19 protein-coding genes and 1 pseudogene are annotated in these 17,694 nt (G+C 38.5%); 16 read left to right on the forward strand and 4 right to left on the reverse strand.

Features of this window, described 5'->3' with window-relative positions; translation table 11 throughout:
- Window positions 1-10 precede the first annotated feature (10 nt).
- The 9 genes and pseudogenes from CCK98_RS04335 to CCK98_RS04365 all read left to right on the forward strand — a co-directional run.
- A complete protein-coding gene (locus CCK98_RS04335; protein ID WP_088085447.1) occupies window positions 11-778 on the forward strand; it encodes an SDR family oxidoreductase in 768 nt (255 codons plus the stop codon).
- Between the two features lie 125 nt (window positions 779-903).
- The gene (locus CCK98_RS04340; RefSeq protein WP_088085448.1) at window positions 904-1,683 is read left to right on the forward strand and encodes a Cof-type HAD-IIB family hydrolase; all 780 of its coding nucleotides are present in this window, start codon (window positions 904-906) and stop codon (window positions 1,681-1,683) included.
- A gap of 408 nt (window positions 1,684-2,091) precedes the next feature.
- Window positions 2,092-2,226, forward strand: coding sequence for a hypothetical protein (locus tag CCK98_RS36050; protein ID WP_256942255.1), 135 nt, complete (start codon window positions 2,092-2,094; stop codon window positions 2,224-2,226).
- 127 nt (window positions 2,227-2,353) lie between these two features.
- Window positions 2,354-2,488 carry a hypothetical protein gene (locus CCK98_RS36055; protein WP_256942256.1) on the forward strand — a complete coding sequence of 45 codons (135 nt, stop codon included), beginning with the start codon at window positions 2,354-2,356 and terminating at the stop codon, window positions 2,486-2,488.
- A gap of 493 nt (window positions 2,489-2,981) precedes the next feature.
- On the forward strand, window positions 2,982-3,392 hold the full coding sequence (locus tag CCK98_RS04345) for a hypothetical protein (RefSeq protein WP_088085449.1): 411 nt from the start codon (window positions 2,982-2,984) through the stop codon (window positions 3,390-3,392).
- A 56-nt stretch (window positions 3,393-3,448) separates the two neighbouring features.
- Window positions 3,449-3,643 carry a hypothetical protein gene (locus tag CCK98_RS04350; RefSeq protein ID WP_088085450.1) on the forward strand — a complete coding sequence of 65 codons (195 nt, stop codon included), beginning with the start codon at window positions 3,449-3,451 and terminating at the stop codon, window positions 3,641-3,643.
- Window positions 3,640-3,993 carry an IS66 family insertion sequence element accessory protein TnpB gene (gene tnpB, locus CCK98_RS04355; protein ID WP_218780145.1) on the forward strand — a complete coding sequence of 118 codons (354 nt, stop codon included), beginning with the start codon at window positions 3,640-3,642 and terminating at the stop codon, window positions 3,991-3,993. The genes CCK98_RS04350 and tnpB overlap by 4 nt, the downstream gene beginning before the upstream one ends.
- A gap of 90 nt (window positions 3,994-4,083) precedes the next feature.
- A complete protein-coding gene (locus tag CCK98_RS04360; RefSeq protein ID WP_088090298.1) occupies window positions 4,084-5,676 on the forward strand; it encodes an IS66 family transposase in 1,593 nt (530 codons plus the stop codon).
- 546 nt (window positions 5,677-6,222) lie between these two features.
- Window positions 6,223-6,501 (forward strand): annotated as a pseudogene (locus CCK98_RS04365) (MFS transporter); the annotation flags it as partial.
- A gap of 61 nt (window positions 6,502-6,562) precedes the next feature.
- Here the strand turns inward: CCK98_RS04365 and CCK98_RS04370 are convergent.
- Window positions 6,563-7,993 carry a PLP-dependent aminotransferase family protein gene (locus tag CCK98_RS04370; protein ID WP_088085452.1) on the reverse strand — a complete coding sequence of 477 codons (1,431 nt, stop codon included), beginning with the start codon at window positions 7,991-7,993 and terminating at the stop codon, window positions 6,563-6,565.
- Between the two features lie 114 nt (window positions 7,994-8,107).
- Between CCK98_RS04370 and CCK98_RS04375 the strand changes: the two genes are divergently transcribed.
- Window positions 8,108-9,028, forward strand: coding sequence for a DMT family transporter (locus CCK98_RS04375; RefSeq protein ID WP_088085453.1), 921 nt, complete (start codon window positions 8,108-8,110; stop codon window positions 9,026-9,028).
- 663 nt (window positions 9,029-9,691) lie between these two features.
- Entirely contained in the window at window positions 9,692-10,243 is a 552-nt protein-coding gene (locus CCK98_RS04380) for a DJ-1/PfpI family protein (protein WP_088085454.1), read from the forward strand.
- Window positions 10,244-10,345: 102 nt separating this feature from the next.
- Here CCK98_RS04380 and CCK98_RS04385 read toward each other — a convergent pair whose 3' ends face one another.
- Window positions 10,346-10,969, reverse strand: coding sequence for a histidine phosphatase family protein (locus tag CCK98_RS04385; RefSeq protein ID WP_179195708.1), 624 nt, complete (start codon window positions 10,967-10,969; stop codon window positions 10,346-10,348).
- A 159-nt stretch (window positions 10,970-11,128) separates the two neighbouring features.
- Between CCK98_RS04385 and CCK98_RS04390 the strand changes: the two genes are divergently transcribed.
- The 4 genes from CCK98_RS04390 to CCK98_RS04405 all read left to right on the forward strand — a co-directional run bounded on the left by CCK98_RS04390 (window position 11,129) and on the right by CCK98_RS04405 (window position 14,373).
- Window positions 11,129-11,695, forward strand: coding sequence for an MOSC domain-containing protein (locus tag CCK98_RS04390; protein WP_088085456.1), 567 nt, complete (start codon window positions 11,129-11,131; stop codon window positions 11,693-11,695).
- 234 nt (window positions 11,696-11,929) lie between these two features.
- Complete coding sequence (locus CCK98_RS04395; RefSeq protein WP_088090299.1) at window positions 11,930-12,151, forward strand: YdbC family protein; 222 nt, start codon at window positions 11,930-11,932, stop codon at window positions 12,149-12,151.
- A gap of 104 nt (window positions 12,152-12,255) precedes the next feature.
- Entirely contained in the window at window positions 12,256-13,674 is a 1,419-nt protein-coding gene (locus tag CCK98_RS04400; protein WP_256942257.1) for a M14 family zinc carboxypeptidase, read from the forward strand.
- 57 nt (window positions 13,675-13,731) lie between these two features.
- On the forward strand, window positions 13,732-14,373 hold the full coding sequence (locus CCK98_RS04405) for a pyridoxamine 5'-phosphate oxidase family protein (protein WP_088085458.1): 642 nt from the start codon (window positions 13,732-13,734) through the stop codon (window positions 14,371-14,373).
- 322 nt (window positions 14,374-14,695) lie between these two features.
- On the opposite strand, the gene CCK98_RS04410 is transcribed toward CCK98_RS04405, so the two are convergent.
- Both CCK98_RS04410 and CCK98_RS04415 read right to left on the reverse strand, forming a co-directional pair.
- Window positions 14,696-15,886, reverse strand: coding sequence for an MFS transporter (locus CCK98_RS04410; protein ID WP_088085459.1), 1,191 nt, complete (start codon window positions 15,884-15,886; stop codon window positions 14,696-14,698).
- 346 nt (window positions 15,887-16,232) lie between these two features.
- Window positions 16,233-16,553 carry a co-chaperone YbbN gene (locus tag CCK98_RS04415; protein ID WP_088085460.1) on the reverse strand — a complete coding sequence of 107 codons (321 nt, stop codon included), beginning with the start codon at window positions 16,551-16,553 and terminating at the stop codon, window positions 16,233-16,235.
- 121 nt (window positions 16,554-16,674) lie between these two features.
- Between CCK98_RS04415 and CCK98_RS04420 the strand changes: the two genes are divergently transcribed.
- Window positions 16,675-17,589: a LysR family transcriptional regulator gene (locus CCK98_RS04420; RefSeq protein WP_179195709.1), complete on the forward strand. Its 915-nt coding sequence runs from the start codon at window positions 16,675-16,677 to the stop codon at window positions 17,587-17,589.
- The last annotated feature ends 105 nt before the right edge of the window (window positions 17,590-17,694 follow it).

Genomic DNA, 17,694 nt, shown 5'->3' on the forward strand with positions numbered 1-17,694 from the left:
AGGGAATTTTATGAGTTTTAAGGGATTTGATAAGAACTTTAACATTACTGATAAGGTAGCTATTGTAACAGGTGGGGCAAGTGGAATTGGGAAAGCTGTAGCCGAATTATACTTAGAAAAAGGAGCAAAAGTATCTATTCTCGACCTTGTAGATCATGTGGAAGATATAGCTAAGGAATTAAATGCCGAAAACGCGATAGGTGTTAAATGTGATGTAACAAATAATGAAAGTATGGATCTTGCTATCCAGATCGTGAAAAAACATTTCGGCAAGATTGATATTCTTGTAAACTGTGCTGGCATAGCTTTACTTGACGATGCAGAGAATATTTCTGATGCATACTGGGACAAAACAATTGATCTTAACCTGACTGGATCATTTAAAATGTGTCAAAAAGTCGGAAAGGTAATGATCGAGCAAGGACATGGTGGAAATATTATCAACTTAGCATCGCAGGCGGCACTTATTGCATTAGATAATCATGTCGCTTATGCTGCAAGTAAAGCTGGGATTCTTGGGGTAACGAAAGTACTTGCTTATGAATGGGCTCAGTATGACATTAAAGTAAACGCGATCTCACCTACTGTTATTTTAACTGAACTAGGTAAAAAAGCATGGGCTGGAGAAAAGGGCGAGAAAGCAAAAAAAGAAATTCCGCTTGGACGTTTTGGATACCCAGAAGAGGTTGCTGCGATTGCCTTATTCTTAGCCAGCGATGCAACAAACTTAATGACAGGTGAAAATATTGTCGTTGATGGCGGAAATACGATTAAATAAAATTCATGAACTAGAGTTATGGCTTCAGTAGCTCTAACTCTTTCTAGTTATTATCATCCTCTAAAATGGATTGTTATTAAGGATACGTAACCAAACGGATTACTAGACTAAATTGAGGTGGTAGAATGACACAAAAATTAATCTTTTTTGATATAGACGGAACACTCTTTGATTATGATAAGCGACTGCCTAAATCTACAAAACAAGCAATCCAAGCGTTAAAAGAGAAAGGCCATGAAGTAGCGATAGCGACTGGTCGTGCTCCATTTATGTTTGAAGAACTGCGTAAAGAATTAGACATTCAAACCTTTGTTAGTATTAACGGTCAATATGTTGTTTCAAATGGTGAAGCGATCTATACAAATCCAATAAATAAACAAGATTTACACTCATTAATTGATACTGCGGATTTAAATAATCATCCGATTGTCTTTATGGACCATGAAGATATGAAAGCGAATGTTCCCCACCATAAGTATATAGTGAACAGTATTAATTCATTAAAGATTGAAAAATTCCCTACACATGACCCCGAATATTTTAAAAATAGAGAGATTTATCAGTGCCTCCTATTCTGTCAAAAGAGGGAAGAGCTCGTCTATCAAAACGAATTTAAAGCATTTGATTTTGTACGGTGGCATTCGGTATCCGTGGATGTTGTGCCATCTGGGGGTTCCAAGGCAAAAGGGATTGAGAAAATAAAAGAAAAGTTAGGGATTGAAAAAGAGAATGTTATTGCTTTCGGCGATGGGCTAAACGACATTGAAATGCTTACAGCTATAGAAACTAGTGTTGCGATGGGAAATGGACATGAATTGGCTAAAAAGGCTGCTAAATACATAACGAAGCCTGTTGATCAAGATGGCATTTTGCACGGTCTCAGAATGGTTGGTTTATTAGAGTAAAGTAAAGATTTCGTCATATTGACTAATCGTATCTAGAAAGGGATGAAATTACCGGAGTCGATTTTGGTACAGAATCAGGAAGGTTCTTACTCGTTGATGTTGCGACAGGTAGTGAAATAGCGAATGATGTCATTCCTTATAAAAACGTAGTTCTGGATCAAGCTCTGACTAATGGTAGACGCCTTAAATCGGACTGAGTCTTACAACATCCTGGTGATTACTTAGAAGTGCTTTATGAAGCTGTTCCTGAGGCTATTCAAAAGGCTGAAATCAACCCGGAAGATGTCATAGGAATTGGAATTGATTTTACATCATGTACGATTTTGCCTTTGGAAAGATAAATCTCATAGTTTGGTGAAATTGTGGAAACATCATGCAGCACAAAACTAGCAGATGAGATTACACGTCTTGCAGAAGAAAGAAAAGCCTTTTAGCCGAAATGGTGGGAAAATTTCATCTGGATGGATGTTCCCAAAAGTATTACAAATATTGAGAGAAGCACCAGATGTTTTCGATGCAACAGATATCTTTATGGAAGCCTGAATTGGATTTACAAATAAGCTGACTAACAATCTGATTCGCAGCAGCAATATATGTGGCTATAAAGGTACCCGGAACCTCAATTTTTTAAAGCATTGGATGAACGACTAAGAATATTTTAGAAACGAAAATGTGTGGTCATGTTCTTTCGATTGGCGATAAAGCAGAAGCATTAACGAAAGAAGTGACCGATCGTTTACATCTTTTACCAGGGGTTGCTGTAGCGATAGGTATTATTGATGCCCATGCAGGTGTTCCGGCATAGTGCTTTAGCAAAACAGTTGTTCTTACTTTTCATGAAGTATAAATTGAGAGAAAACCTTTTAATGCGTTTGATCTTCTTTTAAAGATCGATACAATGTTGCTGCCGAAATGCCGGTAGCTTCTTGGATTTCCTTTACGGGGTCCAGCCGACAAAACGAACGATTCTTATGACACTGATAGAGATTAATTTAAAAATGATTAAGGGTTATTTTTCAATTGAGCAATCTTACTTAATATTCACTTAAAAAAGATCGGTTCCTTATTTAGGAAACCGATTTTTTTAGGTTAAATCTTTACAGAGGGCTTTTTAGAAGATGCCTTTCGAAAAATTATTACCTTTAACAGTCCATCCTGCTGAATAACACGAAACAAGCAAATTACCCGAAAAGAGTTAAGAGCCTCGAACCTTGAAATAACATTAAAAAGGTGAACAGTGACGATACTGTTCTCCTTTTATAGGTTTGAACAATTAAATATGCACGTGGAACATCGTTGTGAAACAAGAAAATCCGGGGCGTGACAGTGTATTGAATCTTTTTGAATTGGTCGACTTTTACAATCTCTATCGCGATGAATTCGAAAAATGCCACCAATTATTCATTGAAGATGGGAATTACTATAAACCAATGAAGCTAATCGATATGTATTTTTGGCAGGTTGGCTTTTTGATGGATACTGTTGATGAAAGAAACAGTGAACTGGTAAAGATAAAGGATTTTGCCTTTACATTTTCTAACACCAGAATTAGAAAATGCAATATTGGAGGATTAATTATGCCCAAATCTATTAAAAATCGGGGATTAACGGATAGAATTCGAGACTATATCATTGAGAGATTAAAACAAGCCAAAGAAAAGGGAATTGCTTCAATTGACCGTAAGCCCCCAATCAAACAACGCATATAAACCCACAGCACCTCCTGGTACTATGAATGTATCAATTAAAGGGAGGTGCTTTTCAATTGCCGCAACAAAAACTAACAATTGTCCCCGTTACATTACATCCCGAAAACAAAGTTTCATATACATCCACTTCATCATCAACCTCTGCCAATAATGTTTGCACGGTTAAAATGGCAAACGTAGAAATCTCTTTCTCCAACGGCGTGGATGAGCACATCATCCAAACGGTTATGAGGGAGCTGAAACATCTGTGAAATACGACTATACAAGTGTGAAAAATATTTACATCATTTGTGGAAAAACTGATATGCGAAAAGGCATTGATGGACTAGCAACACTGATTCAAGATTCTTTCGAACTTGATCCATATGGCGATTCCATTTTCTTATTTTCAGGGTGGAGTAAAGATCGTTATAAATGTTTATATTTCGACGGTGATGGATTCGCCATGCTTTATAAACGATTGGATAACGGCAAACTCCAATGGCCCAAAGATGAAAATGAAGTACGTAATCTCTCGCAACAGGAACTTCGCTGGCTCCTTGAAGGATTATCGATCCAGCAGCCAAAGGCAATTCAGCCATCATCAAAAGGTGTCTTCTAAATTCGTTAAAGCCCTTCATTTTTTCTTTATTCCACTGTTCGAACTCGTTATAATAAGAGGAGTGAATCTGAACGAAGAGTGGTGAATGGTGTGGCAAACGTTTCTTCTGCGAGTGAAAATCAATTTGAGAGATTAATTCAATTACTTGAAGAACAATTGGTTCATTCGAATCAACAAAACCAAGAACTATCAAAAAAATTGGATCAATCGTTGAAACAGAACGAGGCGTTAACCCAACAACTTCGGCACTTAACAAAACTCTTATATGGCTCTAAAACAGAAAAATCAAGATATAATAGCCCAGAAGGGCAAGCGTCATTATTTGATGATGACCCGTCTTTTAACGAATCTGAGCACACAGAAGAACAAAGCCAACAGACCATTTCTTATACTGTTGTTCGAACTATTCAAAAGAAGAGACGAAATGATTCATTGCATGAAGGTATTGAAGTAGAATCTGTTCACCATCATCCGGAAAATAAGATCTGTGACTGTTGCCAAGGGCAAATGATTGAAATTGGCAGTACAATCGTTCGAGAAGAAGCAGAATTTATTCCTGCTAGAATGAAGAAAGTTCAACACATTGAACATGCTTATGAATGTAAAAATTGTAAAAGCGATGCACTTCATCAAGCACAAATTAAACGTGGTAAAGCACCACAACCTCCTATTCAACGTAGCATCGCAAGTCCTAGCGTACTTGCCAAAGTTATGTATGATAAATTTTCACAGTACTTGCCTCTTTACCGTCAGGTAAAGGAATGGGACCGTTTTGGTCTGAATACCAATGATAAGAACCTATCAAATTGGGTCATACGTGCATCTCATGATTGGCTATTGCCTGTATATGACTATATGAAGAAGTTGATGATGGCTAAATCGATTTTACATGTCGATGAAACTTATGGACAAATCATCAACCGGTCCGACGGGAAACCAGGCCAAACCAATGCCTATAATTGGGTGTATCGAAGTGTGCCAAGCCAAGGACCAACAATGACTCTCTTTCAAAGCTCATTATCACGGGCTCGATCTGTTCTTGAAAGTTTCATAGAAGGCTACTCTGGAACGATCATTTGTGATGGTTATTCTGCATATGGTAAGTTGGCAGGCGTTACCTTCGCAAATTGTTGGGCGCATGTTCGTCGTTATTGGCTGAAGGCGGACAGCAAAAATGGCCGAATTGGTGTGAATTTTTGTGACGATTTATATCGACTCGAAAGAAAATTTAAACATCTGTCTCCGAGTAAGCGTAGAAAAAAACGCCAAAAATACTCGAGGCCAATTGTAGACAAATTCCTTGAATGGGTTGAAAAATCACCATTCTACGGAAAAAACGCCCTCGCGAAGGCAGCTGAATACACATTGAACAGGGCAAATGGACTCAGAGCATTCTTGAATGATGGGCGCATTGAAATCGATAATAACCCAGCCGAAAATGCCATCCGTCCCAACGTTATAGGAAGGAAAAATTGGCTCTTTAGTGTTAGTGAAGCCGGTGCAAAAGCCAACGCCATTTGTTTTAGCATTGCAGAAACAGCCAAAAGTAAAGGCGTCGATTTCTACGAATACATAAAGAAACTTTTGACGGACCTTCCGAATCTCGGCATCCATCAAAACCCTGAAATTTTAGATCAATACATGCCCTGGTCAAAAATGATCCAGTTAGAATGTAGTAAATAAATGAAGAAAGCCGTATATTTGATTAAAAAAAATCAGGGTATACGGCTATTTGAAATGCGCACCGGCAAGGTGCGTTTTATTTTATAATTCGGGCTTACAATTGACCTAAAGTAGGGTGATAACCATAAAAGCCTAAGTTAGAGAATCGAATGCCACCTGTGCGATGGTTTCTCTAGGTGTTTATCGGTTTGAGATTATTCAAGATACACCAAGCGGGGCAAGTTCGACGAAGGTCGTGAGGTATTATTTATAGTTGTAACAGTGAAATAAATAAGGCGGGTGCTATGTCATTAGACAATGAATTTCTTTGGGGTTAAGTCTAATAATCTTCATTCTTGTAATTAAACGTGTAAAAGATAGGAATTAACAAAATGTGAATAGTGTCTTGTACGGAGCGAAACTAAAAAATCGTTAAAACATCGGTTTGGAGATAAACTCAACAAAAAAGGGGAAATGTATTGTTGTCTGGAACCATAATTGAATCTTCTTAAACTCTAAGACTCTATCATACTCGACAAACTTCGGGGCGTGACAGGCAAGGAATCCATGTATGCCCCGATGATTGATTCATGCGTTAGCACTATTGCGAAAGAAAACTCGGGAACAGCGGTCGGATTTTATAATTTGATTCTTAATGTAGCTGCTTCCATTGGAATAGCCTATACAGCAGCAATGATGGATAACTCATCAATGAAAGGAAATATCTTAGAATATCTAAATAGTCCGGACGCTTCCTTATATAGTAATATTTTATTGGTTCTTTCACTCATTACTGTTTTCAGCTTAATCCTGTATTGGGCGTTAGTAGGACGATTTTCAAAATAAATATTTAAGACGTGATCACCCTGATGTACGGGAATTCCACGGGGACTGTTCTCGTGGCTTCTTAATTAGGGTAGTGTAGATCACCAGAGCGGTCCCCAGGGTTTCCATCTACTAAATTGATAAATTTCCTTATTCCTTTACGGATTTGTTCTTCATTAGCATAGGAATAGCTTAAGCGCACCCATGAGGATGGCCGATTTAATGGATCACAAACACGACCAGGAACAATGGAGATTGAGTGTTGAAGGCATTTAACTAATAATTCATCTGTAGATTGGTGGTTGGGAAGCCGTACCCATAAGTTCAAGCCACCATCTGGGCTGGTCCAGTGCCAATCTGTTCCCGCTAGTTCTTCCTCCATGATTTCCTTTCTTATTTGTAAGGCAATTCGTAGTTTTTCAATATGTTGTTGCAGTCTGGGTGATGAAAAGTAATGAAGGAAAATCTTTTGATTCAGGAGTGGAGATCCGTTATCAGCTAGTGATTTCACCCCTAGGAGTGGTTTCATAATGGATGATTGTGCATTTACTACCGCAATTCGTAGTCCGGGTGAGATATATTTGCAAAAGCTCCTTACATAAATCACGATTCCAGATGTGTCATAAGTGTAAAAGGGAGGAGGCGGCTCTTGGTCAAAATAGATGTCGTGATAGGCGTTATCTTCGATTAAGAGACAGCGATATTGCTCAGCTAATTGGACTAATTGCTTTCTTTGTGCGGCTGGGACCGTGTATCCAGTTGGATTATGGAAGGTTGGATTCATATAAAAGAGTCGTGGCTTGTATTTTTTTATCATAAATTCAACATGCTCTAAATCGTATCCGTCAGGTTGGATGTCCACGGTTACAATATTTGCTCCTTGTGCTCTAAAAGTATCAATTGCGGCACTATAGCTTGGCTGTTCCATTAAAATGGTGTCTCTTGATTTAACAAAAGCTTGAGCAATGAGGTAAATCGCTTGCTGAGAACCAGTCGTGATTAACAGGTTATCCGCTGTCGTAATCGTTTTATACTGGTCAATAAAATATTCGCACAGTGCTTCCCGCAGCTCCTCGTCTCCTTGAACGGTTGAGTAGGTTGCCAGCACTTTGGGATAGAGATCAAACACTTTTTTTACGTAATCGGATAAAAAGAGATTAGGCAAGAGGCTGGGGTCAATTAACGCCTGTGAAAAATTATAGGAAACCGGAACTTGATGAATCTCGGATAAGTGATTTTTTTGTGCGTATGCTGAAATAAGAGGATTCTCTAGATTTTCAAATTTCGCTCTTCCACTTAATTGAACATAATATCCCGATTTATCTTTGACATAAACTTTATTTTGTTGTTTAAGCAACTGATAGGCTTTTAAAACCGTTAATCGATGAACATTCATTTCCTCAGCTAATTTTCTTACAGAGGGAAGCTTATCCTCTTCCTGCCACTCATTGCATTCAATCCGGTGTAAAACATAATCATAAACTTGTTTAAATAGATAATCACCATTGGTCATGTCCTTCCCCCATTTCTCCTTGATTGTACCACGATTCCTTATTGAACTGTTCTATTGATGATAATCTGTTCTATCCCCAACCTCCTATAATGGATAAAAAAGGAGGAATTGTTAATGGTGATGATTGGTTATTTGTTCATGTGTTTGATTTTTGGTACGACCTTTTTAGCAATAAAAATAGGGATAGATGCAGGTATTCCACCCTTTTTCTCTGCTGGACTTCGGTTTTTTATTGCAGGTTTTATTCTTTTTGGGTTCATGGTCTTGCGAAGAAAAACCACGATAGGTTTGTTATTTCGTAAGGAAATGCTGATTACAGGGATCGGTTTAACCTTTGGGACGTTTGCAACTTTATATTGGGCAGAACAATATGTGACGTCTGGTGCAGCCGCTGTGCTATCGGCTACCGGTCCGATGATAATTTTATTGATCCAAACGACCATATTGAAGAAGAAAGTGAATCAAATTTCTTTTATTGGATGCCTTGTAGGTGTTGTGGGAGTTGCTCTTCTCATTTTGCCAAGCTTTACTCTTCAGGGGGAACGGTACTGGTTAATGGGGTGTCTCTTGATTGTCATTGGCGAGGTATTTTATGCTTCAGGGGCCATTTATTCAAAACATGTGATGGAAAAATTTGAATCAGCTTCACCCATTGCATTAAATGCAGCCCAAATGATGCATGGGGGAATCTTACTCATTCTTTTGTCTCTTTTTACAGAGGATATACAGTTTACTAGCTTGACTAGTACAGCATCCATAGGCTCGTTTCTTTATTTAATAGTTTTTGGCTCAATGATAGGTCATACTCTTTTTTACTGGCTAGTCTCGAGGACCAATCCTGTTTTTCCGTCTACCTGGCTTTTTATTTCTCCTCTCATTGCGATGGTACTAGGTGTTTTGTTTTATCGGGAATATCTTCCTTGGGAATCAGGTATAGGTGCTTTAACGGTTATTTTAGGGACGATTCTGGTGCAGAGTGGCAATCGCCAAAGAATGGTGCCTGTGCGTTGCGATCCCAGAAGTATGATGAAATGACCTTAGACCGGATTGTACTTGAATCTGGTCTTTTTTTAATATAGAAATAGGTGAAAAATTCCGTTTTATCCTTCTACTATAATAATGGTTAAATATGAAACGTTTTAGAGGGACAATTGATAATATTAATAGAGAGTGAGTGTAGCCGTATGTGTTTTTGTATAGGTTCATAATCTATAAAAATCGTAGTTAAAGGAATAATGGAAGATATTGTAGAATATTTACTTTGATTGGAACTTTTTAACTACTTGATAAAGGTGGATTTTTGATGCAGCAGAAATGCATTAAATCTATGCAAAAAAAGACGACGGATGGATTATCGAATACAAAGAATATGTTCCAATGAAGTCACATGGTTAAGACATACAGTGACTTGTACTGTTCGACTTTTTTTTGCTTTATTCAAAATAAAGGGTCGTGTGGAACATCGTTGTGAAACAAGAAAATCCGATTCGTGACAGGCACGGAATCTCAGGATCAGGCTTGTTTATTTTAAATTAGAAAGAGTTTTCTAAACGAAAACGGTAATATCTTGCTATTAGTAACGGCGGTATTGTGTTTGCTGGATATGAAGCTTTTTCGAATATAAGGGAATTATTAGAACCATCATGAATATATAAATAAAGGCAATAGCCAAATTTTTTAAAAGGGGGAGTTTTTTACGTGTCAAAAAAAGTATTAATCCTAGCTGGAGATGCTGTAGAGGCATTGGAAATTTATTATCCGTATTTTCGTTGTCTTGAAGAAGGTCTTAATGTACAAATAGCAGCACCATCAAAGAAGAAGCTGCAAACAGTTGTCCATGACTTTATCGGCTGGGATACTTATACGGAAAGCAAAGGATACTTAATTGAAGCACAGTTAGCTTTTGAAGATGTAAATCCGGGCGAATTCGATGGGCTCATTATTCCAGGAGGGCGGGCTCCGGAATACATTCGCTTAAATGAAAATGTCCCAAGAATTGTCGCTCATTTTTTTGAAGCAAATAAACCTGTGGGGGCCATTTGCCATGCAGGTCAGGTATTAACAACTGTTCGTCAATATTTGGAAGGTCGAGAATTGACCGCCTATATCGCCTGTAAGCCGGATGTAGAAGCAGCAGGGGCAACCTATATTACAAATCCTCTTCATGTTCAAGGCAATCTCGTTTCGGGGCATGCATGGCCAGATCTTCCGGGGTTCATGAAAGAGTTTATTAATCTATTGAACCAATAAGACTATTATCTGATTATCACTTAGTTTACTATAACTAGAAATAAGACATAATGGATACAGATACAAGGGGCAGCTTGAGGAGTGGGCTGCCCTTTATTTTAGTTAGTATTTATCTCGAAAAGAAGTGTCAGCAATCCTGTCTACATAAAATTCACCGTTCAAATATTTGATTACAGAGACACTGCAATTATCATGGTGAGTATAACCGCTCATTTTTGCTAATTGCATTAAGTAGTTGCCGATCGTTACCCCATGTGAAAATACTAGGACATTTCCACCCTCATTTTTATGCTTATGAATGATTTCATCGATAGCAGAGCTTGTTCGTGAAAATAGCTGTAAATAGGATTCCCCTTCAGGTGCTGACATATTTAAATCGTTAAGACTAAATAATGTCTCTTGGATATTCCCATATTGAGCTAGAATTTCCGTTTGTAATAGGGATTCCAAAACACCAAAGTTCATTTCCTTTAGACGTGGATCAGTAATGATGGGGATGTTTCGATGTCCAATGGCATACCTAGCCGTATCTACTACTCTCTGGCTTTCACTTGCGTATACTGCTTTAAATTCTATATCAGATAAACCGATTCCTACAGATTTAGCCTGTTCAATTCCTTTATCTGTAAGTGGTGAATCACAAAATCCCTGTAATCGCTTCTCTACATTAAAATGGGTCTCACCATGCCGAACAAAATAAAGCTTCACTTCTTTTTCAGAGGACACGCGTAAACACCTGCTTTGTATTGGAATTAATTGATTGATAAAATAAATTTTACCACACCTTTCGAGTAGTTTGTAAATAAATAAACCAAGCATTTCCAGTCCAATCTAGGTTGTGAGGTATTATTTTTAGGAATTGTTTGTACGAAAAGGAGTTTTCTTTTGAAAAAAGTCTGGGCAAACATAAATGCGGTATTAATTGCAGATAATCCAAAGACATTTGTAACTAGAAGAATAACAGAAGCAAATCTTGAGTTTGGGGGGATTCGTGGGGATCGCCACTTTGGAATTACCAGTAAGGCTGATTCAAGGCAGCCGATGTATCCAAGAGGAACAGAGATTCTAAACCGCCGCCAAATAACGATTGTGTCTGTGGAAGAATTAGACAGGGTTGCAGAAGAATTAGGTGTTGAATCTGTTCTGCCTGAGTGGTTAGGGGCTAATGTATTGGTAAAGGGATTTCCGGAATTAACAAAACTTACCATGGGTTCACGTATCCTTTTTCCAAGTGGAGCAGGATTAATATGTATGGGAGAAAACCAGCCTTGTACCTTACCTGGTGATGAAATCCAAAGGCATTATGATGATCATGAGAAGTTATCCCTCCGTTTTGTACGTGCAGGTTATAAGCGGCGGGGGATCGTATGTGCAGTAGAAAGGCCTGGAATCATTTACGAAAATGATGAAGTCCAGGTTTTGGTTAATGATTATAAAAATCCGATGCAATAATTAGCAATGGGGGAACGGAAGGGAGACTATTAAAAACTATTAGAGTACATACCTTACTTTGAAACCACTCTTTTAAAAAATAAATTTTTCGCTGGAGGGATTAGGCAACTATTGTGGTGTACTGCCTAATTGGGGGAGCTCGGGTCCAGAGCAAAGAAAATTTAAAAATGAAATATTTGAGCATTGATGAACAGAATGACTAAAGAAATAATGATGGATTGGAGGCCAAGGATGATGGCTGAAATTAAATTTGAAATAAAAGAGACTATTGGGGCAATTTCACAGTCCCCAAAAGGCTGGAGCAAAGAACTAAATCTGATTAGTTGGAATGGAAAAGAGCCCAAATATGATTTACGTGAATGGGCACCGGACCATGAGAAAATGGGAAAAGGTGTTACATTGACGGTTGAAGAGCTAAAGTCGTTAAGGGATTTGTTGAATGGGATGGGGTTATAATTAGCACAGGAATTGGGGCCATTAGCTATATATGGGGTGGCCCCTTCTTTATCATAAAGCAGCGTAAAACCCCTAGCTTCAGCTATGGGGATACTCATGAAGCCATGAAATACTTAGATGAAATGATAGGAAACTATTACATGAATTTCCAATCTGTTGTTGCTAATGTTCCTGATTATAAAACTTTTCTGACTGTAGATGAAATGGATGAGAGCTGCAGGAAGCTTGCTAATGAGTTTCCCGATCTCGTTACCGTATTTGAGGCTGGAAAATCTCGAAAGGGACATTCGATTTTATGTATGAAAATTGGAGAGGGTCCAAAGAATGCCTTATGCTTTGCCTGTCCTCACCCTAATGAACCTATTGGTGCCATGACACTCGAGTACTTTTCTCGTGCTTTGGCTGAGAATGATGATTTACGAGAAGGATTAGGCTTTACATGGTACATGATTAAATGTATCGACCCTGACGGTGTTCGTCTAAATGAAAACTGGTTCAAAGGGCCGTTTAATGTTTATACCTACACGAAAAATTATTTTCGGCCAATCGGCTATGAACAGGTGGAATGGACTTTTCCGATTGATTACAAAGAGCTTCATTTTCACAACCCGCTACCTGAAACCCAAGCTATAATGACATTAGTACAAGAGATCAAACCAGAGTTTATGTATTCCCTCCATAATGCAGGGTTTGGGGGAGCTTATTGGTACATAACACATGATCTGCCAGAGCTGTATGAAAGTTTGAGGGATTCAGCTATTAAACAAGGTATCCCCTTAAATTTAGGAGAGCCCGAAGAACCTTTCATAACGAAATTTTCTCCAGCTATCTTTAAAAATATGACAATTGCTGAAGCTTATGATTTCATAGAAAAATTTAGCGGTGAGAAGCCAAATATAAAAAATGGAACTTCAAGTTCAGACTATGCATCGAGCGTAGCAGACTGTGTAACTCTTCTTACTGAGCTGCCTTATTTTTTTGATTCTCGAATTGAGGATTTGAATGAGGGGGAAATCACACGGAAAGAAGCCATTTTACAGGGGGTAAAACAATCACAAGCTCATTTTGCCCGCCTAGATAAGCTGCTAACAGAAGTCCGCCCTTATATCTGTGAAGAGAACCCATTTGTAAAACTGGTAGAAGAAGTGATTCAGTATATTAGAGAAGGCAGTGAAGCCAAAATCAATTGGGCTGAAAGTAATCCTGAATTTGAAAAAAATGCTTCCATGGCAGAGATTTTTGATAATTTACAAGCTGCAAAGTTCTACAATGGCTTGTACTTAGGTTTAACAGTTCGTACTTGTGAATATGAAATCGAACGGCTTAGGCAGCAAAAAAATAAAGAAGAGATCGCAATGAGCAAACTCATGGAAACCTGTGAGAAAGGTGAACAGTTCTTAAAAGAATATTGTGAAAACCTTGAATGTGAGCTTGATTATACGGCGATTCCGATTCAAAAGCTTGTGCGTATTCAAGTAGAGAGTGGACTGCTAGTGGCTAATTATATTCGTGAAAATCGATAAAAATAAACACTGAGGAACCTTGTTATAATTGCTAGGATAAGGAAGGGGAGTGTAGTAATGTCGGTACCTAAGCCTACATGTAAAGATAAAATTGAAACAGAGGATGAATTACGTTCTATTATAGGGGAACCGAGTGAACTAGTTAGAAAAAAGGTGATTTCCTATGTAGACGATCATTGTAAGGATTTTATTTCCCGCTCTCCTTTTCTAGTGATCTCTACATCTGATGCTTCTGGCTGTTGCGATGTTTCACCTCGTGGAGACACGCCTGGGTTTGCTCTTGTACTTGATGAAAAGCATATCATTATTCCAGAACGGCCAGGGAATAAAAGAATAGATACAATGCGGAATATTTTATCCAATCCAAAGGCAGGTCTTCTTTTTCTGATTCCTGGACTGGGGGAAACATTAAGAGTGAATGGAAAAGCATACTTGGTGAAAGATGACATTCTCCTTGAACGAATGGCCCATCATGGAAAGAAACCCTTGGTTGGAATCTGCATTGAAGTCGAAGAATGCTTTATTCATTGTGCGAAAGCTATGAAACGTTCAGGCCTTTGGGAACCAGAAACTTGGAGTGAAAAGGATTCACTGCCAAATGCAGCAAAAATCCTAATAGACCATACGAAAATTCCCGATATGACCGAAAAGGAATTAAACAAAGCGCTCCAAGAAGATTATTTGACCGAACTCTACTAAAGGAAGGTAGAGCGGTTCCTTTTGTGCCAGATGCGTCCAGTAATGCTTTAGGGTCCGTTGAAAGTGATCTTAATAAACTATTCAAGGTCTGGTAATTTATTTTTTCAAGATTCGAATTACATATTAAAAAACTGTCAACAAAGGCTAGTGTGCCTGACCCCCGATTCGTTAAAGCTTTAACACGCTGGGGGTCAGGTATCACTTTTACTGCGTGGAACATCGATGTGAAACAAGAAAAACCGGGGCGTGACACTGTCACCATCCGAAGTATGTCGAAATGACAAGAGACCGGATTCTGCTTGAATCCGGTCTCTTCCTACTATTATACTAGTTTCATTTGTTGTCGGTCTAATCGATGACTTAGGAAAGTTAGAAGACTTGCAAAGAAAGCAATTAACCCACCGACAAGTGTCACATTCATCAAAGGTCCTTGATGGTAAACAATGCCTCCTAAAGCGGAGCCAAAGGCGATACCCACATTACTGGCGACTGGCATCAATGAAGCTGCGAGTCCTGTTGCTTTTGGTTGATAAATACTAGCAAGGTCTATCAAATAAAGCTGGGTCGATGTTGTTAAAAGAATGGCCATTAATGACATCATGCCAATGTTAATCAATCCAAAGATAAAGTGATTGGTTGTCCAATATAAACAGATCAGAACAAATGCTTGCACAAGGAAAACAAACCGAAGGCGTCCGATCGCATTTTGGCTGGCAATTTTTCCAGCGAGTATGTTGCTAAAAATCGAAATAAATCCGTAGCCAAACAAGATTAAACTGATTGAACTACTTGGTGCATCCATTTTTTTTAGGATGGGAACCAGATAAGTAAAAACGGCATAAGTTGCTCCAAATCCAAGAGATGGAATGAAAAAAGCCATTAAGATTCGTGGGTGGGTCAACAAAGAAAATTGATCACGCATCGAACTACGGTATTGACTGAGCTTATTAGGCAAATTCAAGATAGATGCCAAAAATGCAACTCCACCCAGAAAAGTTGTTAACAGGAAGGTTGCATGCCAGTCATACCATCTAGCGATGACCGTTCCAATGGGTACTCCAATCACGTTTGCAAGAGTAAACCCACCAAAAACGCATGATATAGCAATTCCACGTTTTGTGATTGGTATCGTTTCACTTGCAACAATCATCGCAAGTGAGATTAAGACCCCTGTTACAATTGCGGTTATCATCCGAAGGGAAAGGAGCATGAAGTAGCTAGTCGATATCACGCACAAAGCATTCAGGATGATGAACGTTCCTATCAAAAACAGCATCCATTTGCGCTTTGGAAAATGGCTTGTTGCTGACATAACGAGTGGTGTGGTAATGGCAAAAGTAATGGCAAATGCAGAAACAAGGGTACCTGCTTTTGCATTTGTTATATGAAGATTCGAGGAAATATCAGTTAAGATCCCGACAATAACAAACTCGCTTGTCCCGAGAACAAATGTTAATAACGTAAGTGTTAAGATGAGAAACCAATGTTGCTTTGATAATATAGTGCCTTGCATAAATACCTCTTTTCTTAGATGAATGAAAATGTGTAATAGGATAGGTAAACAATCTAATCATCATAACATAAAACAAATTAACGAAGAAGCCCTTGCTACCTGGGGATGAAATCCAAAAGCATTACGAAAACCATGAGAAGTTGTCTTTTCCGTTTTGTGCGAGCAGGTTATAAGCGGCGGGGGATCGTCTGTGCAGTAGAAAGGCCTGGGGAAATTCACGAAAATGACCAAATTCAAATTTGGGTTAATGATTTTGCCAATCCGATGCAATAATGAGAATAATAACTTTGATAGGTAGGAAACCATAAGGCAGCACATCAGCTGCCTCGTGGAACAAAAGCAATCCTTATTCTATCAATCCATACTTTTTTAAGGATTCGATTAACTGAACTTTAGGTTGAAAACCAGTGATCCTCCCAACAAGCTGGCCATCTTGAAAAAGCAATAATGTAGGGATTCCCATTACCTGAAACTCGCTGATAAAATCCGGATTATCATCCGCATTCACTTTGACAATTTTTAAATCAAACTCTAGATCAATTTCCTCTAAAACGGCTCCAATCAACCTGCAAGGCGGGCACCATGGTGCCCAGCAATCGATTAGCACCGACTTGCTTGTTTCGATTTCCTTAAGAATTTCCTGACCCTCTGCTTGTAAAACGCTCATGAACGATCTCCCCTTTCTGTTCGTCGTTGATTGTAGTATATGATGAGTTATGATATAAGTAAAATTAATACTTTGAATGTTATATATAAGTAAAATCTAATGTACGGAAATGAGGAATCTTATGACTCTATTTCAATTAGAGGTTTTCTTAAAGGTAGTGGAAACAAAAAGCTTTACAAAAGCTGGTGAGCAAATCGGCCTCTCACAATCGGCAGTCAGTCAAGCAGTAGCCGCATTGGAATCAGCGCTAAATATAAAATTATTGAACCGGCATAGGACTGGAGTCAGTTTGACGAAGATCGGCGAACGGATCGCGAGCCTAGTTAGAGATTTAATCATGATAAAAACAAGGATCATCAATGAGGCTACTGGAATCACGGGACTTGAAACAGGGACGGTTAAAATTGGAAGCATTTCGGGCATGTCAGCCAAACTACTGCCAGGAATGATCAGCTCTTTTAAAAAACGGTTTCCCGGTATAGAAGTAGTGCTTTATGAGGGGAATTATGAAGAGGTGAGAAATTGGCTTAAGTTGTCAGTCGTGGAAGTAACCGTGGTCCCGGAAGAAAAGCATGAGTTCGAATTTTTTCCTTTACTGCAGGATAAAATGGTCGTTTTTGTACCAGAAACACATCCACTGAGTCATCAATCATCGATCGATATAAAGGATATCGCCAGTGAACCTTTCATCATGCCAAAAGAATGTGGTCATGTCATCCGGGCGATCTTTAAGGAACATGGTTTCTCACCTAATATTCAATTTGAAGTCAGCGATATCGCTACTATCATCGCAATGGTTCAAGAGGGAGTTGGAAATACGATTCTTCCTGAGTTGGCCATCCCTTCCACCTTGTCCAAAATCACAGCTTCCTATTTAAACCCGCAAGTGTACCAAAATTTAGGGCTTGAGGTCCGTTCAACAGAGTATACAAGCCCTGCGATAACAGCATTTATTCATGAGGCACAAGAATTCACCAAGAATTTATCATTGAAATTGTTTAACAGCTATCATTCCGTAATTGTGGAAAAGAGATAAATAATGTTTAATATTTGCCAATAAAAAATGTCCCAAAAGAAACTTTTGGGGCATTTTTGTGCTTGCATTTGCTTTTCTCAAGGAAAAATAAATTAGAAAAGATTT

It is taken from the genome of Bacillus sp. OV166, from assembly GCF_900177675.1.
Taxonomy (GTDB): Bacteria; Bacillota; Bacilli; order Bacillales; family Cytobacillaceae; genus Neobacillus.

Bases quoted from the DNA above. Each gene is read 5' to 3' on its own strand.
- CCK98_RS04335 (WP_088085447.1), top strand. From the start codon at position 11: ATGAGTTTTAAGGGATTTGATAAGAACTTTAACATTACTGATAAGGTA.
- CCK98_RS04340 (WP_088085448.1), top strand. From the start codon at position 904: ATGACACAAAAATTAATCTTTTTTGATATAGACGGAACACTCTTTGAT.
- CCK98_RS36055 (WP_256942256.1), top strand. From the start codon at position 2,354: ATGTGTGGTCATGTTCTTTCGATTGGCGATAAAGCAGAAGCATTAACG.
- CCK98_RS04370 (WP_088085452.1), bottom strand. From the start codon at position 7,993: ATGACCAATGGTGATTATCTATTTAAACAAGTTTATGATTATGTTTTA.
- CCK98_RS04375 (WP_088085453.1), top strand. From the start codon at position 8,108: ATGGTGATGATTGGTTATTTGTTCATGTGTTTGATTTTTGGTACGACC.
- CCK98_RS04395 (WP_088090299.1), top strand. From the start codon at position 11,930: ATGGCTGAAATTAAATTTGAAATAAAAGAGACTATTGGGGCAATTTCA.
- CCK98_RS04400 (WP_256942257.1), top strand. From the start codon at position 12,256: ATGAAATACTTAGATGAAATGATAGGAAACTATTACATGAATTTCCAA.
- CCK98_RS04405 (WP_088085458.1), top strand. From the start codon at position 13,732: ATGTCGGTACCTAAGCCTACATGTAAAGATAAAATTGAAACAGAGGAT.
- CCK98_RS04410 (WP_088085459.1), bottom strand. From the start codon at position 15,886: ATGCAAGGCACTATATTATCAAAGCAACATTGGTTTCTCATCTTAACA.
- CCK98_RS04415 (WP_088085460.1), bottom strand. From the start codon at position 16,553: ATGAGCGTTTTACAAGCAGAGGGTCAGGAAATTCTTAAGGAAATCGAA.
- CCK98_RS04420 (WP_179195709.1), top strand. From the start codon at position 16,675: ATGACTCTATTTCAATTAGAGGTTTTCTTAAAGGTAGTGGAAACAAAA.